Source organism: Thermococcus sp. GR5, from assembly GCF_012027535.1.
Taxonomy (GTDB): domain Archaea; phylum Methanobacteriota_B; class Thermococci; order Thermococcales; family Thermococcaceae; genus Thermococcus; species Thermococcus onnurineus.
Genome location: NZ_SNUN01000007.1, coordinates 58796 through 73277, shown reverse-complemented (window position 1 = coordinate 73277; position 14482 = coordinate 58796). Strand labels below are relative to the sequence as shown.

Sequence of the window (14482 nt, the reverse complement as noted above, 5' to 3'; positions counted from 1 at the left end):
ACAATATATCCAACATCAAGTTTGACCTTTCGTTATGTAAAAGCTTTTTATAGTCGCTCGCCCAAATATGGGCAGGTGATAGGCATGACTTTCGATAAGGAGAAACTCAAAGCCATTAAGCAGGCTGAGGAGGAATGGGCGGAGAAAGTTGTCAAGCCTCTCATAGCGAAGAGGCCGGAAAGAAAGGAAAAGTTCATGACGGATGATGGCTTTGAGATAAAGCGCGTTTACACCCCCGCCGATCTCGGAGAGGACTGGGACTACCTTGAGAAGCTTGGCTTCCCTGGGCAGTATCCGTTCACGAGGGGCGTTTACGGAACCATGTACCGCGGCCGTTTCTGGACGATGAGGCAGTACGCAGGTTTTGGAACGGCGGAGGAGAGCAACAAGCGCTACAAGTATCTCCTCAGCCAGGGACAGACGGGTTTGAGCGTCGCCTTTGATCTGCCCACTCAGATAGGATATGACTCCGACCACCCGATGAGCGAGGGTGAGGTCGGAAAGGTCGGTGTTGCCATCGATTCTCTCTGGGATATGCGCATACTCTTCGATGGAATCCCGCTCGATAAGGTCTCAACCTCGATGACCATCAACTCGACCGCTGCCAACCTTCTCGCCATGTACATCCTCGTTGCCGAGGAGCAGGGCGTTAAGCCTGAACAGCTCCGCGGAACCGTTCAGAACGACATCCTCAAGGAGTATATCGCTCGTGGTACCTATATCTTCCCGCCGCAGCCGAGCATGAGGCTCACCACCGATATCATCATGTACTGCGCTGAGCACGTGCCGAAGTGGAACCCGATTTCGATAAGCGGCTACCACATAAGGGAGGCTGGAGCGAACGCCGTCCAGGAGGTCGCCTTCACCCTCGCCGACGGTATTGAGTATGTTAAGGCCGTCATTGAGCGTGGAATGGACGTTGATAAGTTCGCCGGAAGGCTGAGCTTCTTCTTCAACGCCCACAACAACTTCCTCGAGGAGATAGCCAAATTCAGAGCTGCCAGAAGGCTCTGGGCCTACATAATGAAGGAGTGGTTCAACGCCAAGAACCCGAAGTCGATGCTCCTGCGCTTCCATACCCAGACGGCAGGTTCAACCTTAACCGCCCAGCAGCCCGAGAACAACATTGTTAGGGTTGCGATTCAAGCCCTGGCAGCGGTTCTTGGTGGAACTCAGTCCCTGCACACCAACTCCTACGATGAGGCTCTGAGCCTTCCGACGGAGAAGAGCGTTAGGATAGCCCTCAGAACCCAGCAGATTATCGCCTACGAGAGCGGCGTTGTTGATACGATAGACCCGCTCGGCGGAGCCTACTACATCGAATGGCTCACTGACCACATCTACGAGGAGGCCCTCAAGTACATCGAGAAGATTCAGAAGATGGGCGGCATGATGAGGGCCATCGAGAGGGGCTACATCCAGAAGGAGATAGCAGAGAGCGCCTACAAGTTCCAGAAGGAGGTCGAGGAGAAAAAGCGCATCATCGTCGGCGTCAACGAGTTCATCGTCGACGAGCCGCTTGATGTCGAGATACTCAAGGTCGACCCGAGCATCAGGGAGAAGCAAATCGAGAGGCTCAAGAAGCTCAGGAGTGAGAGGGATAACAAGAAGGTAGAGGAGGCCCTCGATAAGCTCAGGAACGCCGCCGAGAAGGAGGACGAGAACCTCATGCCCTACATCATCGAGGCCCACAGGCACCTCGCGACGCTTGGAGAGGTCACTGACGTCCTCCGTGAGGTCTGGGGCGAGTACAGAGCGCCGCTGATATTCTGAATTTTCGTCTTTCCTTTTTCTCATCCTTCCCTTTAGAAAACCTTAAAACCCCACGAAAAAGCTTAAAAAAGGATAGGTCAAGCAACGTTAGACATCACGATAACCTCGGGAGGGATTGTGAATGGCGAGAAACAAGCCGCTTGCAAAGAAGCTCAGACTTGCCAAGGCTGCGAAGCAGAACAGGCGTGTTCCGGTCTGGGTCATCGTTAAGACCAACAGGAAGGTCATGACACACCCGAAGAGAAGGATGTGGAGAAGGACCAAGCTTAAGGAGTGAGGTGATATAGATGCCGATTAAGCCGGGAGACGAGGTTATATTCACCGTTCCGATTAGGAAGGTTAAGAAGAGGGTTCCACGCTGGAAGAGGGCCCCTAGAGCCGCTCGCTTCGTCCGCGAGTGGATAGCGAGGCACGCCAAGGCCGAGGAGGTCATCATCGACCCGGCCGTCAACGAGAAGCTCTGGGAGAGGGGAACTGAGAAGCCGCCCAACAAGCTCCGCGTTAAGGTCAAGGTCGAGGAGCAGGACGGCAAGAGGGTTGCTTACGTCAACCTTGCTGACTGAATTCCTTTCCTTTTAATTCCCACGAGGTGACGAGATGCACATCGAAAAGCTCGATTTTGAGAATTCGCCGTACCTCGGTGTTTACGGTACCGCTACGGATAGGGTAGCCCTTATCAGAGAGGGCCTCGGAGAGAAGAAGCTCGAGGTTCTCCGCGAGGTTCTCAAGGTTCCGCTCATCGAGACGAGCATAATGAAATCCAGGATAGTTGGCGTATTCGCCGCCGGCAATTCCAACGCGATAGTCGTACCCTGGTACATCTGGGACGCCGAGCTCGAGCACATCCAGAACGAACTCAATGAACTCGACATCGATATGAGGATAGAGCCCTTCCAGAGCACGCTTACAGCCTTCGGCAACCTGATCCTTGCCAACGATAAAGCAGCACTCATAAGCGTCAAGTTCACCCGCGAGGAGGCAAAGAAGCTCGAGGACATACTCGGCGTTGAGGTCGAGAGGGGAATGATAGGCGACTATCACGCGGTTGGCAGTGTGGGTGTTGTCACCAACAGGGGCGGCCTCGTTCACCCAGAGGCCACCGATGAGGAGCTTGAGTGGCTCCGCGACCTTTTCAAGGTTGATATATACGTCGGAACCGCCAATATGGGCGTTCCCTTCGTCGGCTCGTGCATGCTGGCGAACTCTCACGGTGTCGTTGTCGGACACCTCACCACTGGACCCGAGATTGTGAAGATTGAAGAGGCGTTAGGATTCCTTGACTGAGGAGGTGTGAGGAATGGAGGTTAAGGTCTTCCGCGTTAAGGGCGTCTTTGAGAGGCTCGGAAAGAAGCAGCCGTTCACCAAGGAATACAGGGCTCTCAAGCAGGAGCACGTCAAGGAGCTCGTTTACTCTGAGATAGGTAGCAAGCACAGGGTTCCGAGAACCAAGATATGGATCGAGAGCATCGAAGAGATAAAGCCGGAAGAGGCTGAAGACCCCATCGTCAGGAAGCTCAGCCTCGAGCTCTGATTTCTTTTCTACTTCTCCCTCCAGCCGAGAACCCTTGACTGGTAGTGCCTTTTTGGAAATATCTCCAGGGGGTCGATCCCCTTCTCGCGGAGCATATGTCTCAGCTCCACCTCGTAGTCCGCCTTCTGAAGTTCTTCGCTCTCCCTGATTTCAACGACAAACAGCCCCTCCGTAAGCTCTCTTATCGTCTTGTAGCCGAGACCGAGGAGCGGTCTTATGTATGCGACGCCAAACCTGTCCTCCAGCGAGCGGGCCTTTGGGAGGTCGAGGAACGGAACTCTATCGTCTCTCCTTGTACCGTCGCTCACTCTCTCGACTTCAGGCATGGAGGCTATAGCTTCCAGAGCTTTTTCGTGGATGAATTGGATGGCATTGTTGGGATGATCATCCTTAATTGCCATCTCCGCCGCTTTCTCAAGCACTCCCCTCGGCAGATAAAGAACCTCATGCTCGAAGCCGAGGGTTTGGGCGGCTTCCCTTGCGTATCTCCAGTTGTCGAGCAGGCCGAAACTCACCGTTACAAGTCTCACCTCGTAGCCGAGTCTCGTTAGAATCCATGCAGCTAAGCTAGAATCCTTCCCGCCGGAGTAGAGGTGGTAGACTTTCATTGTTTCACCTCATGCTTCCCACTATGAGGGGAGATTTAAAGGTCTTGGGGTTTAATTAGGGACGTACAAACTTTGATGAATCTCTACCGAGCAACTTTGCGAAGGCGAAGTTTGCTAGGCAACCTTTAAAAGCCAAACTTTTATAAAGCCTTCAGCCTACGGCGAGAGGCCTTAGAGGTGAGAGAGATGGAGAAACGCTTACCCGGAAAAGTGAGGCGAGCCATTCGCGCTAAATATTACGACATCGAGCCAAGAGCCTGGATAGGCAAGAGAGGGCTCGATGAGAGCGTTATAAGTGAGATTAACACCCAGCTCGAGAAGGACGGCATACTCAAGGTAGAGATCAGGAAGGGTGCTCTCATCAGCACGGGCATGGAAAGAAGGGAGCTGGCAGAGAAGGTGGCCGAGCTCACCGACAGCGAACTCATCGAAGTCAGGGGCAAAAGGTTTATATTGTTCAAGCCGAGAGAGGGGTGGGAAAAGTATTTAAGGAAGCTCCAGAGAAAGGAGCTTTCGAAGGAAAGGCGGGAAGAGAAGCCCGTTAAGAAAGTCAAGCTCGACATCGCTCAATTCAGGAGGAAATTCAAGAAGGGGAGGGATTGAAGGATGGCTACGGTTTATGACGTTCCCGGTGATTTGCTCGTCGAGAGGGTTGCCCAGAAGCTCAAGGAGATAGAGGCCATAAAGCCGCCCGAGTGGGCCCCGTTCGTCAAGACTGGCAGGCACAAGGAGCGCCTTCCGGAGCAGGAGGACTGGTGGTACTACAGGGTTGCCAGCATCTTCAGGAAGATCTACATTGACGGGCCGGTCGGAATTGAGAGGCTCAGGACCTGGTACGGTGGAAGGAAGAACCGCGGCCACGCCCCGGAGCACTTCTACAAGGCCGGTGGAAGCATTATCAGGAAGGCCCTCCAGCAGCTTGAGGCTGCCGGCTTTGTCCAGAAGGTCCCCGGCGAAGGAAGAATCGTCACCCCGCAGGGACAGAGCTTCCTCGACAAGATTGCCACCGAGCTCAAGAAGGAGCTTGAGGAGCAGATTCCGGAGCTCAAGAAGTACTGAGCTCGCCTCTTCTACTTTCCTTCCAATCGAGAACCTTTTTAACCTTGCTGTACAGTTTGAACTGGAGGTGAGGAAAAATGGCCGAGGACATAGAGGAGATCAGAAAGAAGAAGCTCCTCGAGCTGCAGAAGAGATACCTCGAGCAGCAGAAGGCCCAGGAAGAAGCCATAAGGCAGGAGATGGAGCTTGAGGCCCAGCTCAATGCCATAATGAGGCACATACTTACCCCTGAGGCGAGGGAGAGACTCGGGCGCGTTAAGCTTGTCAGGCCCGAGCTGGCCCGCCAAGTGGAGCTCGTCCTCGTTCAGCTGTATCAGGCTGGACAGATACGCGAGCCGATAGACGATGCTAAGCTGAAGAAGATTCTTGCCCAAATCGACGCGAGGACTAGACGGGACTTCAGGATTAAGTGGTGAGTCCGGAAGGTGACTCCATGGACGCCAAGGAGATAGTTAAAATACTCGACGAAAAGGGAGAGGTTAGTCTCGAGACCTGGAAGGCTGTCTCCGTTAAGAAGAACAAAGATGGAACGGTCGATATTCTGTACAAGAACCTTCACGTCGGAACCGACGATGATCCCGTCTTCCTCTGGATTTACGCCAACATAGTTGAGGAGGACTGGGAAGTTAGGGTTCTTGAGAGGATCACATTTAAACGTGAAGACCTCGCCTGGATTCTTAGGTATGTGGCGAAGAAAAAGGGCGAAGGTTTATAAGGGCTTTATAAAATAGCCGGCCGGTTGGGGGTGTTGGAGTGAGCAAGCGTAGGGTCTGCCCGGTATGTGGCTCAACGGAGTTCATCTACGACCCGGGTAGGGGAGAGGTAGTCTGTAAGGTTTGCGGTTATGTTATAGAGGAGAACGTCATAGATATGGGTCCAGAATGGCGCGCTTTTGACGCTTCTCAAAGAGAGAAGAGGGCCCGCGTTGGTGCCCCCGAGAGCATTCTCCTTCACGATAAGGGTCTCTCAACTGATATAGGCATCGACAGGAACCTTTCTGGATTGATGCGCGAGAAGATGTACCGTCTGAGGAAGTGGCAGTCCCGTCTGAGGGTTAGCGATGCCGCCGAGCGTAACTTGGCATTCGCCCTGAGCGAGCTTGACAGGATAGCGAGCCAGCTCAAGCTTCCGAGACACGTTGAAGAAGAGGCTGCTCGTCTCTACCGTGAGGCCGTCAGGAAGGGTCTCATAAGGGGCCGCTCCATTGAGAGCGTCATAGCGGCATGTGTTTACGCTGCGTGCAGGCTCCTCAAGGTTCCGAGGACGCTCGACGAGATAGCGGACATATCGCGCGTCGACAAGAAGGAGATAGGCAGGAGCTTCCGCTTCATCGCGAGGAACCTCAACCTTACGCCAAAGAAGCTCTTCGTAAAGCCAACGGACTACGTCAACAAGTTTGCCGACGAGCTCGGCCTGAGCGAGAAGGTCCGGAGAAGGGCCATTGCGATTCTCGAGGAGGCCTACGATAAGGGCCTCACGAGCGGGAAGAGTCCGGCCGGCCTTGTTGCGGCGGCCCTGTATATAGCGGGCCTGCTTGAGGACGAGAAGAGGACGCAGCGTGAGGTTGCAGAGGTTGCGCGCGTCACAGAGGTAACGGTAAGGAACAGATACAAAGAGCTGGTGGAGAAGCTGAACCTCAAGATTCCGGTTTGAAGGAAAGAGAGACTACCTCCGCCCAAACCAGCTCTCGAGCGTCGACTGCTTTCCTGCCTTTACGGCTTTCTTCAGCCTTTCAAGGCCATTCTTCACTCTCTCCTCGCTGAAGTCGTGCTCATCACAGAGGAACTTTATAATGCCCTCTTCATCGGGCTCACGCCATTTGAGTTCGTAGTCATCTGTGACCGGCGGGTTGAGGAAGAACTCCTTTATCGCGTAGAGGTCAACCTCACTCTCCTTCTGATACTTTTTGAGCGGGTCTTTGGTGCGCTTGACTATCGTTAGAGCCTTCTTCGGGCCGATTCCCTTAATTCCGCCTGGGTTGTAGTCTGTACCGACCAAAATCGCCATCTCAATGAGCTTCTCCCTGTCGATGCTGAGCTCTTTGAGAACCTCCTTCAGAACTATCAGCTCGGGCTTGACTTCGACGTAAACGTTCTTCCCCGGGAGCTTTCTCCTTCCCGTTATCGTGAGGTTCCTCACGAGCTTGGGCGCGCCGAAGAGCAGGGAATCGTAGTCCTGGCTCGCGGAGGCGTAGACCTTCTTCTTCGCAGCCATGTATGCAGCTTGAGCCTCGCCCTCGCTTGGAGCCTGAATAACGGGGATGCCCATCAGCTCGAGGAGCGTTTTGGCGTCGTTTATGAGCCCCTCGTTGACGCGGGTTGCGCGCATCGCGTACTTCTTGGCCTCCTCAAGGTCGCCTCTCTCCAGGGCCTCGTACCACTTTTCCTCAGCTTCCTCCCTCGCCTCGCGCCTCTTTTCGAGCTCTCTCTTCTTGAAGTCCGGCGGTTTGCCGTCGAAGATATAGGCTGGCTTTATGCCTGTTTCCATGAGGTTTATTGTGCGGTAGAAGAGTCCGCTTAGATGGGAGGTTATCCTCCCCTGGGAATCCATCAGAGGGGTTCCGTCCCTCTGGCGGATAGTAGAGAGGAACTGGTAGATGGCGTTGAAGGCATCTATTGCAACCCTCCTCCCGTAAAGGTTCTCCAGTTCAATTTCCTTCCTCGGGATGAGCTCTCCAATCTGTACCCCCATCAGTCCTCACCCACCTTGAGGTAGAGGTATCCTAACACAAAAAGCAGAATCGCTATTGACAGCAATTTAAACGCGTCCATGTTTTCAAAATCTGAAGCCACTATGAGCTTCTGGATGAGCGCCACTATGCCAACTTCGAGGATGTGGGTCAGGCTCACACGGTGTTGCCTTAAATATATTATGAGTATGCGGTACGTTTCTATCAGGATGATTGTAACGAGGACATTGGCTATAAGGAGCTTTGGTTCAGTTACACCGTATGTTAGCTTGAAGTTCAGGTAGATGGAGTACACTGTAAGATATAGTATGAAAAACAGAAATGCCATTACCACAAAGTCAAAGCTTATCTCAAGGGTTTTCCTAAACAGCCTGTGTACCTGTGTATATTGGGCTGTTTTTTCGTTCTCAATCTTCGTCATCTTCATCAGCCTACCGTAGGCTCATCACCGTTCAGGTGAGGGGAAGGATCATCATCACTCAGAAGTCTATGTGGCAGATTTTAAATGCTTTATTCTAAAAAGGTTGGAAACCTAGGGTTTCTTTGACGGATGACGATTCAGTTATCGTCAAAACGAGAAGAGAAAAGTTATAACTCATTTTACAGACGTGAAATTGTAAATATCATCAGGGGTGATGAAGATGAGTTTAGAGGCACTTTTTAGGCCAAAAAGCATCGCCGTCATCGGAGCTTCAGAGAAGCCAGGTAAGATAGGCTACGCAGTTATGAAAAACCTCGTCGAATACGGCTATGAGGGCAAGATCTACCCTGTTAATGTCAAGGGTGTCGAGATTGAGATCAACGGCAGGAAGTTCAAGTCATACAAGAGCATCCTTGATGTTCCCGATGACGTCGATATGGCTGTTGTAGTTGTCCCGGCCAAGTTCGTCCCGCAGGTCGTCGAGGAGTGTGGCAAGAAGGGTGTTAAAGTTCTCCCCATCATAAGCTCTGGCTTCGGTGAGCTTGGCGAGGAGGGCAAGAAGATTGAGAGACAGCTCGTGGAGACCGCCAACAAGTACGGCATGAGAATCCTTGGCCCGAACATCTTCGGCGTTGTCTACACTCCAGCCAAGATGAACGCCACTTTCGGCCCAACCGATGTCATGCCGGGTAACCTTGCCCTCATCAGCCAGAGCGGTGCCCTTGGAATTGCCCTCATGGGCTGGACCATCCTCGAGAAGGTCGGCCTTTCAGCCGTCGTCAGTGTTGGAAACAAGAGCGACATCGACGACGCCGACCTGCTTGAGTTCTTCAAGACCGACGACAACACCAAGGCCATCCTTATCTACATGGAGGGTGTCAAGGACGGAAGGCGCTTTATGGAGGTTGCCAAGGAAGTCAGCATGGAGAAGCCGATTATCATTATCAAGGCCGGAAGGAGTGAGCGTGGAGCCAAGGCCGCAGCTTCCCACACTGGTTCGCTCGCCGGTGCTGACAAGATATACGAGGCCGCCTTCAAGCAGAGCGGCGTTCTGAGGGCCTTAACCATCGGCGAGGCCTTTGACTGGGCGAGAACGCTGAGCAACCTGCCAGAGCCAGAGGGCGAGAACCTCGTCATACTCACCAACGGCGGTGGAATTGGAGTTATGGCCACCGACGCCGCTGAGGAAGAGGGTCTGCACCTCTACGATAACCTGGAAGACCTGAAAGTCTTCGCCAACCACATGCCGCCCTTCGGAAGCTACAAGAACCCGGTTGACCTCACAGGTATGGCCGGCGCGGAGGCCTACGAGGGCGCCATAAGGGACGCCCTGGCGAACCCGAACATGCACAGCATCGCTGTGCTCTACTGCCAGACGGCCGTGCTTGACCCGAGGGATCTCGCCAAGATAGTCATCCGCGAGTACAACGAGAGCGGCAGGAAGAAGCCACTCGTCGTTGCCATCGTCGGTGGCATAGAGGCCAAGGAAGCCATCGACATGCTCAACGAGGAGGGCATTCCAGCCTATCCGGAGCCGGAGAGGGCGATAAAGGCTCTTGCTGCCCTCTACCGCTGGAGCCGCTGGAAGAAGAGGCAAGGAGAGTGAACTCCTTCAGCATCCTTTTCTTAATTCTTCCCTCGCTGCAATTGCGCTCCTGTTTTGAGACATGCTTTAATACCTCCACGCCCAACTTTCTTGAGGGATGTCCATGCTCATCGCCCTAATCTCAGACATCCACTCCAACTGGGAGGCCCTTCAGGCTGTGTGGGATTACATCAAAGACGCCGACGTAATCCTCTGCATGGGAGATCTTGTCGGTTATGGCGCTTCCCCCAACGAAGTTGTTGACTTCATCAGGCGGGAGATGGAAAAGAGGAAGCTCCTCTGCGTCCGTGGAAACCATGATAATGCTATCGCTTTCGGCGCCGAGTGGGGCTTCAACCCCTACGCGAGACAGGCCGTCAGGTGGCACCAGCACGTTATGACCGTTGAGAACCTTGAGTTTCTAAGAAAATTGCCTGTAAGGCAGATTTTCACCGACGAGGTCGGTAGAAGCTACCTCCTAATTCACGGCTCGCCGAGGGCACCGCTGGATGAGTACCTATTCCCTTGGCTCCCCGATAGCGAGTTTAGGGCCGTTCTGAGCTACGTTAAGCAAGATGACCTGCTCGTCGGCCACACCCACGTGCCGATGCTGAAGGTCATCGAAGGGCGGAGAGTAATAAACTCTGGTGGTGTTGGGCAGCCGCGCGACGGTGACTGGCGGGCAAGCTACGCGCTAATAGACACAGAAAAAGAGCCTCCAGAAAACGTTGAATTCCACCGCGTTGAATACGACGTTCAGGAAGCGGCGAGAAAGATACTGAAGGCCGGTCTTCCTAGGTTTCTGGCGGAAAGGCTCTACGATGGATATTAAAAGGAAGAGGAATCACTCCCCGGGTTCTTCCTGGGGCTCGGTCTTCTTTATGGGGCCTATCCTCCTGAGCTTGGACTTGACGGCGAGCTTGCCCGAGTCTATAATGATAACCTCTCCAATGCTCTTAACGGCGCTTATCGGGATAAGCAGAAGACCCTCGTGATCGGTAACGAATTCGCTCGTGTCGAGATCCTCATCGGGCTCGGCCACGATAACGAGAATATCGCCGGTTTCCTCATCGAAGCTGAGGTCGTAAACCCAGCCGAGCCTTATTCCGGTGTCGGTTATCAGCTCGACATCCCTAAGCTTGGAAGCCATTATCTTGACCATTTTCGCCACCTCTCGGTTTAATCGTGTAAGATCTTGGGCACCAACGTATAAAACTTTTTCCAAAATGGTAAAGAAAATTAGAAGGTGTAGTAGTCCGGCCCCCTGCTAGTCTTCTCGGCTTTGGACTTTCTGTTCTCTTCGAAGTTCTTGTAGTACTCTATCATGTATGGCGTTATGCTCGGCCTGACCTTCTTGAGGGCCTCCTCAAAGTCCTTCTTTGAAACTCTCAGCTGCTCGAGGAACTCCTCACTCTCTTCCTCGATGAGCTCCGTCGGGAGCTTTGATATAGCCCTGCGCATCGCTATCAGTGCCGCTTCCCTCACGAGGGCCTCCAGGTCGGCACCGCTGTAGCCTTCCGTCTTCTTCGCGAGTTCCCGGAGGTTGACATCCTTAGCAAGTGGAACGCGTCTCGTGTGCACTTTGAGTATTTCCAGTCTGGCCTTTTCGTCTGGCGCTGGTACGAGTATCAGCCTGTCGAACCTTCCTGGCCTGAGTAGGGCAGGGTCTATGATGTCTGGCCTGTTGGTCGCAGCAATGACAACCACACCGCTGTTCTTTTCTATTCCGTCCATCTCAGTCAGGAGCTGGTTGATGAGCCTGTCAGTGACGCGGTTCATATCACTGCCCCTTGCCGGTGCTATGGCGTCTATCTCGTCGATGAATATCACCGTCGGGGCTGCCTGCCTGGCCTTGCGGAATATCTCCCTTATGCGCTTCTCGCTCTCGCCAACCCACTTGGAGAGAACCTCTGGCCCGCGTATGCCTATGAAGTTGGCTTCGCTCTCCGTGGCCACTGCCTTGGCTAATAGTGTCTTACCGGTTCCCGGCGGACCGTAGAGGAGAACTCCCCTCGGCGGGTCTATACCAAGTCTCTGGAAGGCCTTTGGGTACTTAAGCGGCCACTCGACAGCCTCCCTGAGCTCCTGCTTGACCTCATCAAGACCTCCAATGTCCTCCCAGTGGACGTTTGGCATCTCGATGAGGACTTCCCTCAGTGCCGAGGGATCGACCATCTTCAGAGCCTCGTAGAAGTCCGCCTTCTTAACGCGGAGCTCCTGGAGAACTTCAGGAGGGATCCTCTCCTGCTCAGGGCTTATCTTGCCCTCGTTGATGAGCCTCCTGAGGACGACCATCGCGGCTTCCCTTGCGAGGGCAGCTAAGTCGGCACCGACGAAGCCGTGCGTCTTCTCAGCTATTTCCTCAAGCATTCTGTCTATGAGCCTCGTCCTGACCTCTGGATAGATTTCGCTCTCGCTCTTCAGCACCTCCTTGATTTCTTCCTCGCTCTTTGCCTCCTCAACCCTCTTGATGAGTCTCTTTAGCCGCTCCTCGTCGAAGGTCTCCTTCCTCAGGAGCTCCCTTAGAACCTTGAGGACAGTAACTTTGTCGTAGTCCGGCTCGAGGGGCATTCCTCTGGTGTGTATCTGGAGTATTTCTTTCCTGCCCTTCTTGTCGGGCACACCGACCTCTATCTCCCTGTCAAAGCGTCCCGGTCTTCTGAGGGCGGGATCGAGAGCATCAGGCCTGTTGGTGGCCGCTATAACTATGACCTTGCCCCTGCTTTTGAGGCCATCCATCAAAGTCAGCAGCTGGCTGACGACACGCTTCTCAACCTCCCCGACGACTTCTTCACGCTTGGGGGCTATTGCATCTATCTCGTCTATGAATATGATTGATGGCGCGTTTTCCTCGGCATCCTTGAATATCTCCCTCAAGCGCTCTTCACTCTCACCGTAGAACTTACTCATTATCTCCGGCCCGTTGATAGCTATGAAATGGGCGTTTGCCTCATTGGCGACGGCCTTAGCAAGGAGCGTTTTTCCAGTACCCGGCGGACCGTAGAGTAGAACACCCTTTGGCGGCTCAATTCCAAGGCGCTCGAAGAGTTCGGGATGCTTGAGCGGAAGCTCCACCATCTCACGTATCTTCTGAATCGCGTCGCTCAGACCGCCGATGTCCTCGTATGTGACCTCTGGAATCGTCTCCTCGCGCACTTCGACCGCCTGCGGGAGAACCTCGACCTCGGTGTTGTAGGTTATCTGGACTATGCCCTTCGGATTCGTGCTGACGACAACGAACTTGAGCTCACCGAAGCCGAGGGGCATGGCCTCGAAAAGGCCCCTTAGGAGCTCGTCGAAAGGCGAGCCGCCATAGTAGCTGGCCTCACTCCTACCGCTTGCAACTATAAGGTCTCCCTTAACGACGGGCCTTCCGAGGAGGTTCTGCTTGACCATGTCTCCAGGTATCTGGATGAACACACCTTTTTGCGCTGGTGCGAGGACGACCTTTTTTGCCTCCTTTACCTCCGCCCTTGCGACCGTGACGTAGTCACCTATGCTAACCCCTGCGTTTCTCCTTATGTAGCCATCCATCCTTATGATGTCGAGGTTCCTGTCGTCCGGGTGGGGATTCGCCACTATTGCAGCAGTCGAGCGCTCTCCTATCAGCTCAACTATGTCGCCTGGCTCAACCCCAAGCTGGCGCTGGTACTTTCTGTCGAACCTCACTATCCCCCTTCCCACGTCCCTCTTGAGCGCCTCGGCAACGCGAAGCTTTATCTTTTCATACCTCTCCTCATCCTTACCGAAAATCATCTTGACCTCCTCCTCTGTTTTTCTATAGCCTCTTCCAATGTCAGATTACCAATGGCGACCTCGCGGGCGAGCTTCGAGGAGATCGTGATGTTCCCGCTCAGCTCACGGCTCCTCCTCTTTATGTCTTCTATCTCCCTCTTGGTTGGCTCCTTTACTTCAATGAGTTCTCCTATCGGCACTTCCCTGCCCTCGCGCAGGCCGATGTTTATGGCAGCGACTATGTCCTGCACCTGCGAGACGTCTATGCCCCCAACCTTTGGAGTAGTCCGCGACTCGTTCACGACGATGACGGGATAATCGTAGCCGAGCAGGTCAGCGAGAGCTTTGAGCATGAGTATCCTCTGCCGCTTCGCCCCGTGTCCAATTTTGATTTTAGCGGACGGGTATTTCTCAAGCAGTTCAAGGATTATCTCCACGTCGCGCGGGTTCTTGAGGTGGTGAACCTCTATCACGCGGTTATCAGCAATGACGCTCAGGCCGGGTCTCTCGCCCGGGTCTATGGCAATGTAAACTCTCTTAAACCTCTCCCTTCCCTCAAGCTTCGCGAGGAGCTCGTCTATGAAGCTTTCGTTCCTCACAATTATCTTGACAGGAAAGTCTATTTTACCATAATCCCTCTCACTCGTCAGGACAACCTCCACATCGAACGGGATCTTATCCCCCACGCGGATGCTGTGGAAGGCTATCCTGTATTCCTTCAGCACCTTTGTTGCCAGATAGTAAACACGGGCATCGCTCGTTACGATGGCTACCCTCATAGTTATTAGTAAATCTTCCCAATTAAAAACCTTTCTAACCGTTCCAATCCACAATTTTGGCCACGAAAGGCTCCAAATCCGCAGAAAAAAGTTTATAAGCCATTATCGGCAAGTAGGGATGGGGATTGGGATGCAGCCTCCAAAGAAAAAGAAGAAGGTCGAGGAGTTTGAGGAAGAGGAGTTCCTCGAGGAAGAGGAGTGGGAGCTCGAGGAGGACGAGTGGGAGGAAGAGGACTGGGAAGAATGGGGAGATGAAGAGTGGGACGAGGAAGATGAATGGTGAGTTAAACGTTTCCTTTTAC

The 14482-nt window shown here is 53.5% G+C and carries 19 protein-coding genes; 13 read left to right on the top strand and 6 right to left on the bottom strand.

Annotated features, from left to right (window positions below; all coding sequences use genetic code 11):
* Nucleotides 1–84: 84 nt before the first annotated feature.
* The 5 genes from E3E33_RS07885 to rpl18a all read left to right on the top strand — a co-directional run bounded on the left by E3E33_RS07885 (nucleotide 85) and on the right by rpl18a (nucleotide 3304).
* A complete protein-coding gene (locus E3E33_RS07885; protein ID WP_167711992.1) occupies nucleotides 85–1773 on the top strand; it encodes a methylmalonyl-CoA mutase in 1689 nt (562 codons plus the stop codon).
* A gap of 121 nt (nucleotides 1774–1894) precedes the next feature.
* Entirely contained in the window at nucleotides 1895–2050 is a 156-nt protein-coding gene (locus tag E3E33_RS07880; RefSeq protein ID WP_012572069.1) for a 50S ribosomal protein L39e, read from the top strand.
* 10 nt (nucleotides 2051–2060) lie between these two features.
* Nucleotides 2061–2336: a 50S ribosomal protein L31e gene (locus tag E3E33_RS07875; protein ID WP_012572068.1), complete on the top strand. Its 276-nt coding sequence runs from the start codon at nucleotides 2061–2063 to the stop codon at nucleotides 2334–2336.
* A gap of 34 nt (nucleotides 2337–2370) precedes the next feature.
* Complete coding sequence (locus E3E33_RS07870; protein WP_012572067.1) at nucleotides 2371–3057, top strand: translation initiation factor IF-6; 687 nt, start codon at nucleotides 2371–2373, stop codon at nucleotides 3055–3057.
* A 13-nt stretch (nucleotides 3058–3070) separates the two neighbouring features.
* Complete coding sequence (gene rpl18a / locus E3E33_RS07865; protein WP_012572066.1) at nucleotides 3071–3304, top strand: 50S ribosomal protein L18Ae; 234 nt, start codon at nucleotides 3071–3073, stop codon at nucleotides 3302–3304.
* An 8-nt stretch (nucleotides 3305–3312) separates the two neighbouring features.
* Here the strand turns inward: rpl18a and E3E33_RS07860 are convergent, their stop codons facing one another.
* Complete coding sequence (locus E3E33_RS07860) at nucleotides 3313–3912, bottom strand: asparagine synthase-related protein (protein WP_167711982.1); 600 nt, start codon at nucleotides 3910–3912, stop codon at nucleotides 3313–3315.
* Between the two features lie 186 nt (nucleotides 3913–4098).
* Here E3E33_RS07860 and E3E33_RS07855 point away from each other — a divergent pair, with 186 nt between their 5' ends.
* The 5 genes from E3E33_RS07855 to E3E33_RS07835 all read left to right on the top strand — a co-directional run bounded on the left by E3E33_RS07855 (nucleotide 4099) and on the right by E3E33_RS07835 (nucleotide 6624).
* Entirely contained in the window at nucleotides 4099–4515 is a 417-nt protein-coding gene (locus E3E33_RS07855) for a YhbY family RNA-binding protein (RefSeq protein ID WP_012572064.1), read from the top strand.
* A gap of 3 nt (nucleotides 4516–4518) precedes the next feature.
* Nucleotides 4519–4971 carry a 30S ribosomal protein S19e gene (locus E3E33_RS07850; RefSeq protein ID WP_012572063.1) on the top strand — a complete coding sequence of 151 codons (453 nt, stop codon included), beginning with the start codon at nucleotides 4519–4521 and terminating at the stop codon, nucleotides 4969–4971.
* 77 nt (nucleotides 4972–5048) lie between these two features.
* A complete protein-coding gene (locus E3E33_RS07845; protein ID WP_012572062.1) occupies nucleotides 5049–5387 on the top strand; it encodes a DNA-binding protein in 339 nt (112 codons plus the stop codon).
* Nucleotides 5388–5404: 17 nt separating this feature from the next.
* Complete coding sequence (locus E3E33_RS07840; protein WP_012572061.1) at nucleotides 5405–5686, top strand: hypothetical protein; 282 nt, start codon at nucleotides 5405–5407, stop codon at nucleotides 5684–5686.
* Between the two features lie 38 nt (nucleotides 5687–5724).
* Entirely contained in the window at nucleotides 5725–6624 is a 900-nt protein-coding gene (locus tag E3E33_RS07835) for a transcription initiation factor IIB (RefSeq protein ID WP_167711983.1), read from the top strand.
* 12 nt (nucleotides 6625–6636) lie between these two features.
* Here E3E33_RS07835 and fen read toward each other — a convergent pair whose 3' ends face one another.
* Both fen and E3E33_RS07825 read right to left on the bottom strand, forming a co-directional pair.
* On the bottom strand, nucleotides 6637–7662 hold the full coding sequence (gene fen / locus E3E33_RS07830) for a flap endonuclease-1 (RefSeq protein ID WP_167711984.1): 1026 nt from the start codon (nucleotides 7660–7662) through the stop codon (nucleotides 6637–6639).
* The gene (locus E3E33_RS07825; protein WP_012572058.1) at nucleotides 7662–8087 is read right to left on the bottom strand and encodes a phosphate-starvation-inducible PsiE family protein; all 426 of its coding nucleotides are present in this window, start codon (nucleotides 8085–8087) and stop codon (nucleotides 7662–7664) included. The genes fen and E3E33_RS07825 overlap by 1 nt, the downstream gene beginning before the upstream one ends.
* Nucleotides 8088–8301: 214 nt before the next feature.
* Here E3E33_RS07825 and acs point away from each other — a divergent pair, with 214 nt between their 5' ends.
* Both acs and E3E33_RS07815 read left to right on the top strand, forming a co-directional pair.
* Complete coding sequence (gene acs, locus E3E33_RS07820; protein WP_167711993.1) at nucleotides 8302–9687, top strand: acetate--CoA ligase alpha subunit; 1386 nt, start codon at nucleotides 8302–8304, stop codon at nucleotides 9685–9687.
* Between the two features lie 103 nt (nucleotides 9688–9790).
* Nucleotides 9791–10498, top strand: coding sequence for a metallophosphoesterase (locus tag E3E33_RS07815; protein WP_167711985.1), 708 nt, complete (start codon nucleotides 9791–9793; stop codon nucleotides 10496–10498).
* A gap of 12 nt (nucleotides 10499–10510) precedes the next feature.
* Here E3E33_RS07815 and E3E33_RS07810 read toward each other — a convergent pair whose 3' ends face one another.
* From E3E33_RS07810 to E3E33_RS07800, 3 genes are all read right to left on the bottom strand, one after another.
* On the bottom strand, nucleotides 10511–10828 hold the full coding sequence (locus tag E3E33_RS07810; protein ID WP_167711986.1) for a PRC-barrel domain-containing protein: 318 nt from the start codon (nucleotides 10826–10828) through the stop codon (nucleotides 10511–10513).
* Nucleotides 10829–10905: 77 nt separating this feature from the next.
* A complete protein-coding gene (locus E3E33_RS07805; protein ID WP_167711987.1) occupies nucleotides 10906–13422 on the bottom strand; it encodes a CDC48 family AAA ATPase in 2517 nt (838 codons plus the stop codon).
* On the bottom strand, nucleotides 13419–14180 hold the full coding sequence (locus E3E33_RS07800; protein WP_167711988.1) for a hypothetical protein: 762 nt from the start codon (nucleotides 14178–14180) through the stop codon (nucleotides 13419–13421). The genes E3E33_RS07805 and E3E33_RS07800 overlap by 4 nt, the downstream gene beginning before the upstream one ends.
* A 118-nt stretch (nucleotides 14181–14298) precedes the next feature.
* On the opposite strand from E3E33_RS07800, the gene E3E33_RS07795 reads away from it, so the two are divergent.
* Entirely contained in the window at nucleotides 14299–14463 is a 165-nt protein-coding gene (locus E3E33_RS07795) for a hypothetical protein (RefSeq protein WP_167711970.1), read from the top strand.
* Nucleotides 14464–14482: the final 19 nt, after the last annotated feature.